This window comes from Streptomyces sp. NRRL S-495, assembly GCF_000966955.1.
GTDB classification, from domain to species: Bacteria; Actinomycetota; Actinomycetes; order Streptomycetales; family Streptomycetaceae; genus Kitasatospora; species Kitasatospora purpeofusca.
This window is the reverse complement of record NZ_JZWY01001101.1, coordinates 1-318: the sequence shown is the minus strand read 5'-3', so window position 1 is coordinate 318 and position 318 is coordinate 1. Positions and strand designations below refer to the sequence as shown.

Annotated in this window: 1 pseudogene; it reads right to left on the bottom strand. The window is 76.7% G+C overall.

Annotated elements, in window-relative coordinates:
* Positions 1-318: pseudogene (locus VR45_RS39425) on the bottom strand (cytochrome P450); the annotation flags it as partial.

The following is a 318-nucleotide window of genomic DNA, read 5'->3' as shown; positions in this document are numbered from 1 at the left end:
GCCCCGACCCGCCCCTCCTGGAACGCCCGCCAGCGGCGCGAGTCCCGGGAGAAGCGGGAGGGTGTGCGCATCACGGTGAGGTTGGCGGAGTGGCCGAGGACCAGCCAGGCCGGCAGGTCGCCGTGCAGCAGGACGGGGGCGACCTCCCCGTACTCGGCGCGCAGCTTCTCGTACAGGCCGGACGGGTCGGCCTCGGCCTCGGGCCCGTAGAGGCGGCGGAGTTCGGCGACGGGCAGCTCGTCGAGGCAGGGCCGGTCGCTCCCCGGTTCGGCGCTCGCCGGTCCGGTGCTCCCCGGTCCGGTGCTCCCCGGTCCGGTG